Source organism: Streptomyces sp. NPDC025638 (assembly GCF_055558775.1).
This window is the reverse complement of record NZ_JBVHLX010000008.1, coordinates 316,036-330,188: the sequence shown is the minus strand read 5'-3', so window position 1 is coordinate 330,188 and position 14,153 is coordinate 316,036. Positions and strand designations below refer to the sequence as shown.

At 71.7% G+C, this 14,153-nt stretch carries 13 protein-coding genes and 1 pseudogene; 5 read left to right on the top strand and 9 right to left on the bottom strand.

Going from position 1 to position 14,153, the window contains the following annotated elements; genetic code table 11:
* Window positions 1-213: 213 nt before the first annotated feature.
* Entirely contained in the window at window positions 214-651 is a 438-nt protein-coding gene (locus tag ACZ4EG_RS22710) for a hypothetical protein (RefSeq protein ID WP_467791882.1), read from the bottom strand.
* 227 nt (window positions 652-878) lie between these two features.
* Here ACZ4EG_RS22710 and ACZ4EG_RS22705 point away from each other — a divergent pair, with 227 nt between their 5' ends.
* On the top strand, window positions 879-1,688 hold the full coding sequence (locus ACZ4EG_RS22705) for an SGNH/GDSL hydrolase family protein (protein ID WP_467791836.1): 810 nt from the start codon (window positions 879-881) through the stop codon (window positions 1,686-1,688).
* Window positions 1,689-1,692: 4 nt separating this feature from the next.
* On the opposite strand, the gene ACZ4EG_RS22700 is transcribed toward ACZ4EG_RS22705, so the two are convergent.
* The 4 genes from ACZ4EG_RS22700 to ACZ4EG_RS22685 form a co-directional block, all read right to left on the bottom strand.
* Window positions 1,693-3,297 (bottom strand): serine/threonine-protein kinase, encoded by a 1,605-nt coding sequence (locus ACZ4EG_RS22700; RefSeq protein WP_467791835.1) that lies wholly within the window; start codon window positions 3,295-3,297, stop codon window positions 1,693-1,695.
* Window positions 3,298-3,342: 45 nt separating this feature from the next.
* Entirely contained in the window at window positions 3,343-5,022 is a 1,680-nt protein-coding gene (locus tag ACZ4EG_RS22695) for a nickel transporter (protein ID WP_453549951.1), read from the bottom strand.
* Window positions 5,019-6,560 (bottom strand): tetratricopeptide repeat protein, encoded by a 1,542-nt coding sequence (locus ACZ4EG_RS22690; protein ID WP_467791834.1) that lies wholly within the window; start codon window positions 6,558-6,560, stop codon window positions 5,019-5,021. Before ACZ4EG_RS22690 ends, ACZ4EG_RS22695 begins: the two co-directional genes overlap by 4 nt.
* 110 nt (window positions 6,561-6,670) lie before the next feature.
* Window positions 6,671-8,212 carry a DUF4331 domain-containing protein gene (locus ACZ4EG_RS22685; RefSeq protein ID WP_467791833.1) on the bottom strand — a complete coding sequence of 514 codons (1,542 nt, stop codon included), beginning with the start codon at window positions 8,210-8,212 and terminating at the stop codon, window positions 6,671-6,673.
* Window positions 8,213-8,416: 204 nt separating this feature from the next.
* On the opposite strand from ACZ4EG_RS22685, the gene ACZ4EG_RS22680 reads away from it, so the two are divergent.
* The 3 genes from ACZ4EG_RS22680 to ACZ4EG_RS22670 all read left to right on the top strand — a co-directional run bounded on the left by ACZ4EG_RS22680 (window position 8,417) and on the right by ACZ4EG_RS22670 (window position 10,156).
* Window positions 8,417-8,959, top strand: coding sequence for a sigma-70 family RNA polymerase sigma factor (locus tag ACZ4EG_RS22680; RefSeq protein ID WP_390712236.1), 543 nt, complete (start codon window positions 8,417-8,419; stop codon window positions 8,957-8,959).
* Window positions 8,956-9,768: an anti-sigma factor gene (locus ACZ4EG_RS22675; protein WP_467791832.1), complete on the top strand. Its 813-nt coding sequence runs from the start codon at window positions 8,956-8,958 to the stop codon at window positions 9,766-9,768. The genes ACZ4EG_RS22680 and ACZ4EG_RS22675 overlap by 4 nt, the downstream gene beginning before the upstream one ends.
* 115 nt (window positions 9,769-9,883) lie before the next feature.
* Window positions 9,884-10,156, top strand: coding sequence for a hypothetical protein (locus ACZ4EG_RS22670; RefSeq protein WP_363296613.1), 273 nt, complete (start codon window positions 9,884-9,886; stop codon window positions 10,154-10,156).
* A gap of 10 nt (window positions 10,157-10,166) precedes the next feature.
* On the opposite strand, the gene ACZ4EG_RS22665 is transcribed toward ACZ4EG_RS22670, so the two are convergent.
* Together ACZ4EG_RS22665 and ACZ4EG_RS22660 are read right to left on the bottom strand one after the other, a co-directional pair.
* Complete coding sequence (locus tag ACZ4EG_RS22665) at window positions 10,167-11,363, bottom strand: CaiB/BaiF CoA transferase family protein (protein WP_453549940.1); 1,197 nt, start codon at window positions 11,361-11,363, stop codon at window positions 10,167-10,169.
* A gap of 65 nt (window positions 11,364-11,428) precedes the next feature.
* Window positions 11,429-11,947: pseudogene (locus ACZ4EG_RS22660) on the bottom strand (ABC transporter permease); the annotation flags it as partial.
* A gap of 133 nt (window positions 11,948-12,080) precedes the next feature.
* Between ACZ4EG_RS22660 and ACZ4EG_RS22655 the strand changes: the two are divergent.
* Window positions 12,081-12,212 carry a hypothetical protein gene (locus ACZ4EG_RS22655; protein WP_467791831.1) on the top strand — a complete coding sequence of 44 codons (132 nt, stop codon included), beginning with the start codon at window positions 12,081-12,083 and terminating at the stop codon, window positions 12,210-12,212.
* On the opposite strand, the gene ACZ4EG_RS22650 is transcribed toward ACZ4EG_RS22655, so the two are convergent.
* Window positions 12,209-13,372, bottom strand: a complete 1,164-nt coding sequence (locus ACZ4EG_RS22650) for a type ISP restriction/modification enzyme (protein WP_467791830.1) — start codon at window positions 13,370-13,372, stop codon at window positions 12,209-12,211. The genes ACZ4EG_RS22655 and ACZ4EG_RS22650 overlap by 4 nt on opposite strands.
* Window positions 13,373-13,398: 26 nt before the next feature.
* Window positions 13,399-14,148 (bottom strand): GntR family transcriptional regulator, encoded by a 750-nt coding sequence (locus tag ACZ4EG_RS22645; RefSeq protein WP_467791829.1) that lies wholly within the window; start codon window positions 14,146-14,148, stop codon window positions 13,399-13,401.
* Between the last annotated feature and the right edge of the window lie 5 nt (window positions 14,149-14,153).

Genomic DNA, 14,153 nt, shown 5'->3' with positions numbered 1-14,153 from the left:
GGTCACAAGTGCGGTCACCGAGCACGGCACCCCCCTACCGCGCCCCGCGCCGGAACGTCGCGGTCCTTGAGCCCTCCCCTGGAGCCGCGTAGTGACGGACCGATGCGGGTGAGATGTACGACGGTATTGACGATTCAACCTGTATGGCAAGACCTGGAACGAGGTCTCACGTTTTTGTTGGTTTGGCCGTTGCACAACCTTGGTGGTCGTGGTTCAACGCCTCGAACGGACCTTTCTGATCCGCTGGAGAATTCGATCCGCCGGCCGCAGCAGAACCCCCAGCAGCAGAAGAACGCTGAGCGCGGTCACGACGACGACACCCCCGCGGACCGACCATCGGTGCACGGCCAGCATTCCCTGTGCCACCAGCATGTTCACGACCACGGCACCGGCCAACGACGCGAGCGTCCGGCCGAATGGATCCAGCCCGCGCAGTGCCGCCGCGATGGCGGCTGCCGGCGCCGCGAGCAGGAAGAACAGCGTGAACGGCCCGCGCAGCGGTGAACCCTCGTCGGTGAGCGCGAGCAGTGCGCCGGTTGCCCCGACGGCTGTCGCGGCACCGGCGAGCAGCGGTGACAGGTCCCTCCCCGGTCCTGTCCGCGCCCGCTCGGCAGCGTCCGTTGAAGATGTCTTGATACGGATGGTCTGCATTGGCGACTTTGCCCCCCGACGCGCCGGATGCCGGACTTCAATGTCGCGCAGCCCAACGGCGGCCGTCAAGGGCGTTGCCCTTCAGGGCGGCCGGGCGATCTTGCGGAACCCATGAACAGTCGTGACCGATCAAGTTGAGGCCTCAAAAGTTTTGGCATGGACACTTCCCGTCAACACGCGTAGTTGCTACGACAGTTGTGGCAGAGATCCTGCTAAAGGGAGGTTCCATGAGACGTTTCCGACTTACGGCATACGTGACCTCACTCCTCCTCGCCGCCGGCTTCGCCCTCACCGGGGCAGCGACGGCGCAGGCGTCCCCCCAACTCGCCGCGGCCGGGGGCTATGTGGCGCTCGGTGACTCCTACTCCTCCGGAGTCGGAGCGGGCAGCTACATCAGTTCGAGTGGGAGCTGCGACCGCAGCACCAAGGCGTATCCGTACCTGTGGAACGCAGCCCACGCCCCGTCGTCGTTCGCCTTCGACGCCTGCTCGGGCGCCCGGACGGACGACGTGCTCGCCAATCAGCTCGGCTCGCTCAACTCCTCGACCGCCCTCGTCTCCCTCACCATCGGCGGCAACGACGCAGGCTTCGCCGATGTCATGACGACCTGTGTGCTCAACTCCGACAGCACCTGCCTGTCCCGGATCAACACCGCGAAGGCCTACGTCGACTCGACGCTGCCCGGCAAGCTCGACAACGTCTACAACGCGATCAGTGCCAGAGCCCCGTCCGCCCGCGTGGTCGTGCTCGGCTACCCCCGCTTCTACAAGCTGGGCACGTCGTGCATCGGCCTCTCCGAGACCAAGCGCAGCGCCATCAACAACGCGGCCGACTATCTGAACGCCGCGATCGCCAAGCGCGCCGCCGACCACGGCTTCGCGTTCGCCGACGTCCGCACCACCTTCAGCGGCCATGAGATCTGCTCCGGCAGCTCCTGGCTGCACAGCCTCGAATGGTTCGACATCGGCGTGTCGTACCACCCGACCGCCGCCGGCCAGTCGGGCGGCTATCTGCCCGTGCTGACCAGCGCGGCCTGACCCGTCAGGGCGAGGCCGAAGGCGAGGAGGCCCCGTCCGTCGGGGTCTCCGTCGTCGCGCAGGTCACCGAGAACGGCACCGAGTTCGACGTCGTCCGCACCGGCGCACGCACCTCGACACTGATCGCGTTCCGGATCGTCCCGCTCTCGGAGTACGTCGTCACGATCACCTTGTCCTGCTGGGACTTCCCGCCGCCCGAGGGGAACGACAGCGTCTTCCACCTCGGGTCGGAGACCGATCCGTCCTTCAGCACCCACCGGTACTCCACCTGGGCCGGCAACCGACCCACCGTGAACGTCGCCGTGAAGGCGGGCGCCTGCTCGCTCGGTGGCGGACAGGCCCCGGAGTAGTCCGTGTTCGCGCCGCTCACCGTGACGTGCACGGACTGGGCCGACTGGGTGCTGGGCGGGGTGCTGCTCGGGGTGGGCGGCGGGGCACCCGTCTCCGAGTCGGTGGTGCTGCTCGGGGCGGGGGAGCTGAGATTGCTGCCCGACTGGCTGCTGCTCCCTCCGGTGTTCCCCTTGTCACCGCCGTTGTCGCGGTTGAGCAGCGCGTACGTCAGCCCCGCCAGCGCCAGCACGACGGCGACCAGCCCCGCGACCAGGACGACCCCGGCCCGCCGGTTGCGGTCGGGCCGCGTGGCCGTGGCCGTGGTCGTCCCGCTCGGCACGGGCCGGGTCGGCACCGGAACCGGCATCGGCGGTGTGGGGAACGGCTGTTGCGGCTGGGCCGCGACGGTCTGCGGGTACGACGATGCGGACACCGTGTCGGCGCGCAGGGTGCCGCCCGCCGCGATCAGCCGCAGATCCCGCTCGGCGACGTCGGCCGGCAACCGGTCCGCCGGATCCTTGCGCAGCAGGCCCTCGATGACCGGGGCGAGCGGCCCCGCTCTCCGGGCCGGCGGCAGCTCCTCGTCGACGACGGCCCGCAGCGTGCTGAGCGGGGTGTCCTGGCGGAACGGCGAGCTGCCCTCGACGGCCGCGTACAGCAGCACGCCGAGCGACCACAGATCGGACTCGGGGCCGGGCGTACGGCCCAACGCCCGCTCCGGAGCCAGGAACTCGGGCGAGCCGATCACCTCGCCGGTCATGGTCAGTGCGGAGCTGCCTTCCACCGTGGCGATGCCGAAGTCGGTGAGCACCACACGGCCGTCGTTCGCCATCAGCACATTGCCCGGCTTCACGTCCCGGTGCAGCACCCCGGCGTCGTGCGCGGCGCGCAGCGCGGCCAGCACCTCCGCGCCGATGTGCGCGGCACTCTGCGGGGACAGCGGGCCCTCAGCCTCCAACTGGTCGGCGAGCGACACACCGCGGATCAGCTCCATGACGATCCAGGGCCGGCCGCCCTCCATCGCCACGTCGTACACCGTCACCACGTTGCGGTTCGCGACCCTGGCCGCCGCCCATGCCTCACGCTCCAGGCGGGCGTACATCCGCTCGACGTCCGGGCCCGGCAGCCCGGCCGGGGCCCGCACCTCCTTGACGGCGACCTCGCGGTACAACACCTCGTCGCGGGCCCGCCACACCGTTCCCATGCCGCCCTCGCCGAGCGGGGACAGGAGCCGGTAGCGGCCCGCGATGACACGTTCACTGCCCGGTTCTTCGGACACCGGCGCCCCCCACGGCATCTCGCGTGATATCTCCACAAAAGTAGCTCAGCCGAGTGCGGATGCCGCCCCCTTGAGCACCAATCCGACTCCGAGAGCCAGAACGACGAACGCCGACGCCAAGGGCATGGTCCGGCGCACCAGGGCGGTTACCGGGTGGGCGGTCCAGCGGGGGCGCCCGTCCATCACCCGGTTGATTCCCGTACCCAGCTTGACGACCGCGAACCCGGCCGCGGTGAGGGTCAGGGCGAGCCCGACCCCGTAGGCGACGACGAGCAGCAGACCGAACCAGGCCTGGCCGAGGGCCGCCGCGCCGACGAGGACCACCACGGCGGACGGACTGGGCACGAGCCCGCCCGCGAAGCCGAGGAGGATCGTGCCGCGCAGGGTGGGGGCGGTGGGGTGCGTGTGGGTGAAGCCGCCGTGGGTGTGACGTAGGTGTGTGTGACCGGTGTTCGGTCGTGGGTGGCTGTCGTCGTGAGGGTGCGGGTGGTGGTGCGCAAGACCGTGTACGGCGTTGCCGTGCCCGTCGGTTTCGGAAGTGCCTTGGCTGTGTGCGGCAACCAGGGTCAGGGAGCGTTCCTCCTTCTGCTCGGTCTCGTGCGTGTGGGTGTGGCCGCCGGGGCCGTGCGGGTGGGGGTGGTCGTGCGTGTGGCCATGCTCGTGGTCATGGGTGTGGCCGTGCCCATGGCCACGGGCGCGCCAGGCGCGTCGCAGGAGGTTCGCGCCCGCCAGGGTCACCAGGACGCCGCTGGCGATGCCCAGCCAGGCGATCACCGAGGGGGTGGCGGCCGAACCGGCGGTGACGAGCAGGCCCAGGGCGACGACGCCGAGGGTGTGGGTCACCGTGACCGAGGCGGCAAGCGGCAGCACGTCCTTCAGCCGGGCCCGCCCGCCGCGGGCCGCGGCCGTCGCGGCCATCAGGGTCTTGCCGTGGCCCGGGGCCAGGGCGTGCATCGCGCCGAGGCCGATCGCGATGAGCAGGGCGAGGGCGGCGAAGCCGGCGGTGAGGTCGTGCCGGGCGACCAGGTTGTCCAGGGCCCGGGTCCAGCGGTCGGCGCCGCGGGGCAGTACGGAGGCGGCCGGCGCGTCCTGCCGCTCCTCGGTGAGGGCGGGCCCGCCGGGGCGCACCCGCAGCGAGGCGGTGGCGGTGTCGGCGGGAGAGGAGAGCAACTCTTTGGGATAGCTGGTGAGTTCGTGCGAGACGGACTTCTCCGGGACGTCCGACGCGGCGAGGGTCATCCGGTCGCCGCGCGCGGTGATCTCCCGCCAGCCGGGCCCGGTGGACACCCCCGCGCTGTGGAAGCCGAGGGTGACCGTGCCGCCCTTGGGGAGCCGGGCGGTGAACCGGCACTCCACGCGGAGGGTGTCGAGTCCGGCCTGCCCGGGCCGCGGCCGGGCGCGGCTGCTGTCGGCGGACAGTGCGGTGGTACGGCCGTCGACGGTGACCTTGCTGCCTTCGGCGGCCTTCGCGCACCGCTGCCGGGCCCACTCGGTCATGCCGAGCCGTTTGATGTCGGGCTTGGCCTGGGTGGCCGGGATCTCGGCGAGGTCCTCGATGTGGTCGACGCGCAGCTGCCCGGGGGCGGCGACCAGACCGTCGTAGCGGTTGACGGTGAAGTTGCCGAGGGGGTGCGCGCTCGCGCTCGTGGAAGGGGCGAGCGCGAGCGCGCAGGCGGCCGTGAGCACGGCCGCGGTGGAGGCGAACAGTCTGCGACGGGGCTTCACTTGGCCGCCTCCAGGGTCTTCAGCGCCGTACGGGTCTTGGCCGCGCCCAGGGGAGAGAAGCCGGGGTTCAGCTTCAGGGCCGCCCGAAGAGAGGCGCGGGCCTCCTTCTTGTGGCCGGTGGCGAGTTCGATCATGCCGCGGTGGTAGCGGAAGGAGGCGTTGCGGTAGCCGGTGGCGGTGGCCCGACGGGCGTAGGGGAGGGCCTCCTGGTCGTGGCCGTTGACGTGCAGGGCCCAGGCGAGGGCGTCCGCGGTGTGCACGGTGTGGCGGCGGGCCCATTCGGCGCGTGCGGCGCGCAGGGCCTCGGTCTTGTCGCCGTGGTCGGCGGCGGCCAGGGCGGTGTCGAGGTCGGCGTTGACGCCGTTGGCACGGGCGAGGGTGATCCAGGCGTCGACCAGGGCGTACTGGTCGCCGGCCTTGGCCTTGTCCCCTTCGGCGCCGCGGGCGTCGTACAGCTCGCCGAGCTCGACGAGGGGGCCGGGCAGCGGATAGCGGGAGACGACGAGCTCCATGCCCTTGACGGCGTCGGCCCGGTCGCCGCTCGCGGCCTGCGCGCGGGCGCGGCCCTCCAGGGCGGGCAGGTAGTTCTCGTCGGCGGCCAGGGCCCGCGCGTAGTAGGTGAGGGCCGTCTTGTAGTCGCCCTGGTTCCAGGCGAGCTGGCCGAGCTGGGCGGCGACGTAGGCGATGTCGCCCTTCGAGGTGGCGCCGGCCAGGGCCTGCTCCAGGACCTGCCGTGCCGCGCCGACCTCGCCGCGCAGTTCGCGCACATAGGCGTAGCGCGTGAAGACGGGCACTCCCGGGCGGCGCTCGTCGGCGGTGTCGGCGGCCTTCGACGCCTCGTCGTACCGGCCGAGTTCGACCAGGGCGTCGATACGGGAGGACAGGGCACGTTCGCTGTAGGGGTTCTCCTTCAGGACCTTGTCCGCGTAGGTCAGGGCGCCCTTGAAGTCGTGCCGCGCGGCGGCGAGGGCGGCGCGGCCGCACAGGGCCTGTTCGTTGTCCGGGGACAGTGTCAGTGAGCGTTGCAGCGCCTTGTCCGCCTGCGGATAGCGGGACGGGTCGCCCTTGGTCCGCGCCTGTTCCACGTAGGCGAGACCGAGGGTGGCCCAGCTGCCGTAGTCCTTGGGCTGCGACCGGAGATGGCTCTGCAGGGCGGCAATGCTCGCGTCGAGGCTCCCGCTGGTCAGCAACGCGGGATCCACGGCACTGGAGGCGGCCGCCACGGCTGCCGGCGCCCCGTCCCGCGCTGCCCCGAGGGCGATCGCCCCGCCGGTCATCGCCACGGCCAACAGTGCGGCACAGGTGGCGAGTCGGGCGGCCCGCCAACGACGCCCGGCGGCGCCGACCCGCCGCACGGCCTCGACCCGCTCGTCGGTCCGTGCCTCGGTGGCTGCCTCGCCTTCGCCAGCCCCCGCCGCTCCGGCGCCCGGCGCCTCGTCCCCGTCCGTGGTCCGTGATGCCGCTTCGGCGTCCCCCGTGTCGTCGTCTGCGTCCACCGGCCGCGCGGCGGGCTCGTTGTCGTTCGTACGCGGGGACATGCCCTCTCCTAGGTCGCCTGGTCACTGCTGGTGGAGGTCGTGGGGTGGCGCGGCCCGCGCCGTGGGGGATGTGGTGCGCGGGCCGCGCCAGTCGGTGGGGTGCGGATCGATCAGTACGGACGCTGCATACGACGGCGCCACCACGCGAGGGCGGTGCCGATCAGCAGGATCCCGGCCGCGCCCGAGGCCGCCGAGGCGGCGATCAGCATCGTGTTGTCGGAACCGCCGGACGCCGAACCCGCCGGCTGCAGCGCGTCGCCGAGCTGGCTCTTCACATCCGTGCCGCTGGTCGTGCCCTTGGCGAGCGCACCGCGCGAACCGGAGGTCGGCTGAGCCACGTACGGGAAGTACTTCTCGAACTTCTTGTCGTTCTTGTCGACCGCGTCACCCAGGTCGTTCTTGGAGCCGACCAGTTCACCCTCGACCACCTGGAGGGAGGCGTCGATCACGTCGTCCGTCAGCCGGCGGCCGTTGGGGAAGCCCGCGTTGTCGCCGTCGAGGACACCCAGGCGCTTGGGGTGCATGCTCGGTGTGATGGAGGTGTTCAGGCGCAGTTCCTCCGAGGGCTTCACATACGGGGGCTGGTTGAGGCCCTTGACGCCCTTGAGGAACACATCGACCAGGTCGTTGCGCGGCTCGGCCGGCGCCTTGATCTTGTAGATCGCCTCGATGAGCTTCGGCAGCTCGGGGTTGGTCACGTTCTTCAGGAACTGCGCGTCGTCCCAGGGCGCGGACGCGTTGAACTTGTCCTTGTCCTTCTGCGGGTTGACGACCTCGTTGACCAGCGGGTTGCCGAGGCGCGAGACCTGCGAGTAGTAGCCCTGCGCGTTCCTGCGCTGGGTCGTCGACCAGATGCCGACGATCGGCTGCTTCGACGACTCGCGGATCAGGTCGTTGGGGACCTGGAGGGCGATCGTGTTGACGTTGTAGCCCTTGAGCGTGTCCCGGCCGACCTCGGTGAGGTTGCCGCCGTAGAGCAGGTCGAAGACCCGCAGGTCCGCGAAGAAGGGGTCGTCGGCCTGGCCGGCGAAGGTCGCGGCACCGCCCGCAGTCTTGTAGACGGCCTGCGAGCGCAGCTTGCCGTAGTCCGGCATCGACGCCTTGCCGACGTTCGACGGCGCCACCGGCACGTTGTCCGCGAGCCTGGTCTTCGACACCACGCGCTGGTTCTTCAGCTTGACCAGGTCGATGTCGTACGTCTGCGTGATGTTGAGGTCCGGGTCGTCGAGGCTGGTGACCGGGCCCGTGTTGTAGAGGAAGGTGTTCTTGTTCTTGGTGTGGGTCTTGAAGGTGTAGCGGAAGAGCAACTCGCCCTGCGCGTCACCGTTGTTGTCGATGTGGATGTCGTACTGGGCGTCGTCCGCGAACGTGTAGAAGTTCGGACCGCCGGCCGGCTCCTCGAACGGGATCCAGTTCGCCACGATCGTCGTCGTGTCCGGCTTGTCCGGGCTGACGAACGCATACAGGTCCGTGTTGTCGTACTGCGGGGTGCCCGAGATGAGCGGGGCCTCCCTGTGGGAGGAGGCGGAGGCCGCCCCCGGTTCCAGCGTGGCCACGCCGGCGGCTGCGAGCCCCCCGGCGGCCAGCGCACCACATATGAGCGTGACAAGGCTCTTGCGTCCCGTGCCGCTCCTGGAGAATAGAGGTGTCATGCCGTCCGTCCTCAGTCCAACTTGCTTGACGGACGGGTATACGGAGCGGGCAGCCGGATCGGATTGGTCCGACGCAAAAAATCTTTTCTTGTCGTCCGACCCGCGTTTTCGGCACTCTGATCCGTACCCCATCCGGAGGTGCGTTCGTTGCGAATCCCTGGTGTGAAAGGACGATCCGGGTGCGGCGGGGGAGAGGGGGCCCGAGTGGAGGCTGACGAGCTGCTGGTGCTCGTGGCAGGCGGCGACCAGAAGGCATTCGAGGACCTGTACGGACTGGTGTCCGGGCCGGTGTTCGGGCTCGTACGGCGTGTGGTGCGCGACCCCGCCCAGTCGGAGGAGGTGGCGCAGGAGGTGCTGCTCGAACTCTGGCGCTCCGCCGCCCGGTTCGACCCCGGCCGGGGCAGCGCCCTGTCCTGGGTCCTCACCCTCGCCCACCGCCGCGCGGTCGACCGGGTGCGCAGCGCCCGTGCCGCGGGCGAGCGGGAGCAGCGCGAGGCGATGCGCGCGGGGTTCCCCGCCTTCGACCAGGTGACCGAGGAGGTCGAGGCCGGACTGGAGCGCGAGTGGGTGCGCCGCTGCCTGGACCGGCTCACCGCACTCCAGCGTCAGTCCGTCACCCTCGCCTATTACGACGGCTATACGTACCGTGAGGTGGCCGAGCGGCTCTCGCTGCCGCTGGGCACGGTCAAGACCCGTATGCGCGACGGACTCACCCAGCTGCGCAAGTGCCTGGGAGGTGTCGCATGAGTGTCCTCGGCAAGCTCTTCCACCGCGAGGATCTGCACTCGCTCGCCGCCCCCTATGCGCTGGACGCGCTCGAACCTGGTGAGCGGCGCCGCTTCGAGAAACACCTCGCGGACTGCGGCCGCTGTGCCGCCGAGGTGCGGGCGCTGTCCGAGGACGCCGTGCGCCTCGCCTGGTCCACCGCCGCCCCGCCGCCGGCCGCGATGCGCGACCGGGTCCTGGCCGCCGTACGCACGACCCGGCAGGAGCCCGGCCCCGCGCGCGAGCGCACCCCCCAACTGCCGCCGCACGTCTGGGGCACGCAGCCCCCGCCGGCACGCACCCGTACGCCCCGGGCGCGCCCCCTCTTCGTTCCGTTCGCCACGGCGACGGCCGCGGCTGCCCTCGTCGTCGCCGGGCTGTTCGCGGTCCAGGCCGACCGGACCCAGGGCAGGCTCGACGCCGAGCGGGCGCAGGCGCGTGAGATCGCCCACGTTCTGGCGGCCTCCGACGCCCGCGCGACCAGCAGCAAGGACGCGCAGGGCCGAAGTATCGGAGTGATCGCCTCCGCATCCGAGGGGCGGGCTGTCGTCACGCTCAGCGGATACGGAGAACTGCCCGGCGGACGCGTGCATCAGCTCTGGCTCATGCGCCCCCATGCGCAACCGCGCTCCCTCGGGCTCTTCGAGGGTGACACGCCCTTGGTGGCGGCCGGCCTGGGCAAGTCCTCGACGTCACTCGCAGTGACCGTCGAACCCGACGGAGGGTCAGCTCGGCCCACAACTCAGCCAGTTGTCCAACTCGCCCTGAAATCAGTTGGATTCGGAGAGTAATCGTCAACCCCTTTACGGGGAAGGTGAATCCTGTGACCGCGATACACGCGTGCCCGGTTGGGGCGATAGGGTTACCCTGCCCGGGCCGGGTGGACTCGTACGGGTGGGGAGTGACATGGAGCAGATAACAGTGCGCAGCAGGGCGAGGGTCCCTGCGATCACCTGCGGGAGCAGCGCGACCAGTTCGCGCCTCGACCGCCATCTGTCGGTGCTGGCGGGTCCCGCCATACCGCAGCAGAAGACGGCCGAGGCGACCTCGCTGATGCGTGAGCTGACCGCGCGTGAGCCCGCCAAGCGCAGTGACCGGGGCACGCGGATGCGCCACGTCTCCCTGTTCGCGCCGCTGCGTCGGCTGCGTCGCTCGCTGTTCGGCGGCAACAGGCACTGAGGGCCCGCGCTCAGGCCGCCACACCGTCCCGGCGCAGGGCTGCGATCTGGTCGTCCGTCATCCCCACGGCACGCAGCAGCGCCTCGGTGTGCTGACCGAGCGCGGGCACGTCCCCCATCCGTGCGTCGTCCCCGCCCGGCATGGTGATGGGGGGCAGCAGCGCACGCAGCGGCCCCACCGGCGATCCCACCTGCCGCCACCGCTCCCGGGCCGCCAGCTGCGGATGCTCCGCCAACTCGTGCACATCCCTCAGGCGCGCGCACGCGATGCCCGCGCCCTCCAGCCTGGCCAGCGCCTCGTCGGCCTCCAGCGCGCCCAGCGCCTTGCCGACCAGCTCATCGGTGCGCCGTCGGTTCTCGACCCGCGCCGCGTTCGTCGCGAACGCCGGGTCCGTCCCCAGCTCGGGCCGTCCCATGACCTGCTCGGCCAGCCGCCGCCATTCCCGGTCGTTCTGCACCGACAGCAGCACCCGCCCTCCGTCCCCCGTCTCATAGGCGTCGTACGGCGCGATGACGGCGTGCGCGAGGCCGGTGCGCGCCGGGGGAGTTCCCCCGTGCATCGCATGGTGCAGGGGGTGGCCCATCCATTCGGCGAGGGACTCCAGCATCGACACCTCGACCGGGCCGCCCCGCCCGGTCGTCCCGCGCCGCACCAGCGCGGCCAGCACACCGGAGAAGGCGTACATGGCCGCCGCGATGTCCGCCGCCGGGATCCCCGCCTTGACCGGTTGCTCCGGCGTCCCGGTCACCGACACCAGCCCCGCCTCGCACTGCACGAGCATGTCGTAGGCCCGCTTGTCCGCGTACGGCCCGGACGCCCCGTACCCCGAGATGTCCACGGCGACCAGCCGCGGGTGCGCGGCGCACAGCGTGGCCGCGTCGAGCCCGAGCCGGGCGGCGGCCCCCTGGGCGAGGTTCTGCACGAACACGTCCGCGTCCGCGACCAGCCGCCGCACGGCGTCCAGGCCGCGCGGGTCCTTGAGGTCGAGGGCGATGGACTCCTTGCCCCGGTTGCACCACACGAAGTGCGAGGCGAGACCGCCGGCGGCGGTGTCGTAGCCGCGCGCGAAGTCGCCGCCGTCGATCCGCTCGACCTTGATGACGCGGGCGCCCAGGTCGGCGAGCTGCCGGGTCGCGAAAGGCGCGGCCACGGCCTGCTCGACGGCGACGACGGTGATGCCCTCCAGGGGCAGGGGGAGTCGGTCCATGGGGTGGATCATGACTCGGGCGCGCTGTCTTTGTCAGTAGCCGTCCACCACATGTGACCTGGTGCTCAGTGTCCGCCGTGCGTGTAGCGGCGGACCGCGAGCGGCAGGAAGACCGCGGTCAGCACGTCGCACCGGGCGAGCGACCCGGCGACCGGGTGGGCCACTGGCCAGGCGGCGCCGTCCGGGACGGGCGCGTTGCCGAAGAGGTCCCGCAGGGCCGTGGTGACCGCGCTGATCGGGTTCCACTCGGCGAGCGTGCGCAGCCGGCCCGGCAGATTGCCGGTGGGGATGTAGGCGTTGGACAGCAGTGGCAGCACGAAGGACGAGGCGCCGAGCCGGCCTGCGGCGTCCTCGCTGCGGGTGAGCAGTCCGAGGAAGATCCCGATGCTCGTGCAGGCGAACCGGAAGAACAGCAGCAGGCCCACCGCGCCCACCGCCCCGGCCGCGGGCCCCTCGACCCGCCGGCCCACCGCGAGCCCCACCAGCAGCGGCACGGTCCCCACCGCCGTCACGACCAGGTCCGCCACCGCCTGCCCGAGCGGCACGGCCGCCCGGCTCACCGGCATCGTGCGGAAGCGGCTGTTGCGCCCTGCCCGGACAATCCGGGCAGGGCCGTGCCGGGGACGGCCGGGTCGTGGTCGCGGGTGTCCCTCGGCCGGTAGGCCATGGCCGACCGGCATGCTCGATGCCGCGCCCGGCCGCACAGGGGGTCCGGACGTGCCGATCGTCGCCCCTCGGGGCCAGACCGAGAGCAAGCGCATCAGGCCCGCCCGGGACTCCACCCGGCCCCGCCGCACGAAGGACGCCGAGGACATCGCGCCGCTGCAGGCGGCTCTCCGCGAGCGCTAGAGCAGCGTGAACTGGCCCTCCGGGCCCTCCTCGTGGTGGTCCAGGACCGAGGCGGGTCTGCGGGAGGGCTCCGGGGGCGGGAGTATGCCGGCCTTGTGCAACGACGTGGCTGTGAGCGGGGCCGTGATGCGCAACTGCTCGGCCTGTGGGGAGTGGTGTTCCGCCAGTAGTGCCAGGACCGTGATGAGCTCCAGCAGTTCCGACGTCCACGGCTGCGGCCAGGTCGTCGGGCGGATCGCGGTCAGGGTGCCCGGCTCGGGAGGCGTGGTGCGGGTCGTGAACCACTGCTCCAGGACCCGGACCCCGGCCACCTCGAAGTCCCAGGCCTCGGGCGGCACGGGGGAGATACGGCCCTCGTCGAGGTGGAGGGTCTCCTCGTCGCGGTCGTAGTGCAGGGTGAGGGGGAGGGAGGGGAGCGGTGCGCGGACGTACGGGCGGCGGCCGCCGGGGAGTTTGGGGCGCTCGCCGTCCCGCCGCATCAGCCAGAGCAGCCGGCGGCCCGACTCCACGCCCCGCGACCAGAGTTCGGCGTCCTCGGTGAGGGGCACCGTGAGGTCCGGGCGTACCGTCGCCATGACCCACGCGAGGACGTCCAGTGGAGTGGGGGACAGGTCCAGCCGGGAATTCAGGTGCTCCAGCAGGCCCGGCGCCAGATTGGGTTCCGTGCCGCCGGGGCGGCGGTACAGCGGGCGGATGCGGCCGGGGCGCAGGACGGGCAGCAGCGACGTCGCCAGCAGCGGCGGGCCCGGGGTGTCGGCGGGCGACTCCACGGCGAACACCTGGTGCTCGTCCGCCACCCGCCACAGCTCCGGGCGGGCCGTGTCCAGCAGTCGGTGGTCCGGGATCAGCCACTGCTCGTCGAAGGGGGCCGCCAGGACACGCACCGGCTCCGGGCACGGCCCGGACGCGCGCACCAGCTTCTCCGTGCCGCTGGACTGTCCCGGCAGCTGACTCACCGCCGAGTGCAGCGTGCGCGAGCGCGTGGGCTCGAACAGGGCCTCCCGGTCGGGGCCGTCGGCCTTGAGCAGGGCGTCCCAGCGGGCCTTCAGACAGGCCGCGTCGGGCGCCGTCGGCCAGGCGCGGCCCGGCCGCAGGGGTGCGACGGACCACGGCATGAGGTCCGCGAGCAGCGGAGCGTCGTCGCGCGTCACGCTGGGCATCGTACGACCTGCCGGTCCGGGGCGGGTCAGGTGGCGTCCAAGGTCACCGTGAAGGAGAAGCGGTCCCCCCGGTAGTGGATCACCGCCACGTCGAGGACACGGCCGTCGGCGTCGTACGTCACACCCGTGTAGTGCAGGATCGGGCTGAGCAGCGGGACTTGGAGCAGCCGCGCGGTGTCCGGGTCGGCCAGGCGGGCCTCGACCGTGTCCGTGATGCGGCTGATGTCCGCCCCGACGACATCCCGCAGCACCTTGGTCATCGGCCAGCGGACCAGGTCGTCCAGGTCGATGCGCGCGGCCAGTTCGGGACGGATGTGGTTGCGCGCGTGGTTGGTCGGCTCGCCGGTCTTCTCGTCGCTGCGCAGCCGGTGGTACGACGCCACCTCGGCCAGATCCGGGAAGTACTCGGCGAGTTCGGTCGGCACGGGCCCCGTTCCGTGGTCCAGCAGCTCGGTCGTCATACCGGACTGCTGGGCGACGATCGCGTCCACCGAGCCCAGCAGACGCACGGGTGCGCCCCGCTGGACACCGGGCTCGATGAACGTGCCGCGCCGCCGGTGCCGGCTGATCAGCCCCTCGTCCTCCAGCTCCTTCAGCGCCTGCCGCATGGTCAGCACACTGACGCCGTAGTGCTCCGCCAGCTGCTCCTCCGTGGGCAGGCGCAGCGGGTCCCGGGGCGAGCGGCCGAGTATCGAGGCGCGCAGCGACTGCGACACCTGATACCAGAGCGGTAGCTTGCGGTTCAGGACGATCGAGTCCGGAGCGAAGGAGGTCACGGGGT